The sequence below is a fragment of the Pseudomonas juntendi genome, assembly GCF_009932375.1.
GTDB lineage: Bacteria > Pseudomonadota > Gammaproteobacteria > Pseudomonadales > Pseudomonadaceae > Aquipseudomonas > Aquipseudomonas juntendi.
This window is the reverse complement of the sequence record NZ_BLJG01000555.1, coordinates 1-206: the sequence shown is the minus strand read 5'-3', so window position 1 is coordinate 206 and position 206 is coordinate 1. Positions and strand designations below refer to the sequence as shown.

General features: G+C 65.5%; 1 protein-coding gene. It reads right to left on the bottom strand.

All coding sequences use genetic code 11. The features are described from left to right. On the bottom strand, positions 1-206 hold a 206-nt coding region (locus GYA94_RS27240; protein ID WP_161893510.1), incomplete at both ends, for an ATP-binding protein.

Below are 206 nucleotides of genomic sequence, written 5' to 3'. Positions count from 1 at the left end.
GGTCCTGGGCGATGCCGCGCCCGCTGTCCCATACCTCCAGGCGCAAGTGTTCGCCGCGGCGCCTTGCCCCCAACAGAACGCGGCCCTCGTCGGTGTAGCGGCAGGCATTGCTGAGGAAATTGCGCAGAATGCGCGTCAGCAAGCGCAGATCCGTGCTGACGGCATAATCGGCAACCCTGGCGTGAAATTTCAGGCCCGCGGCATCG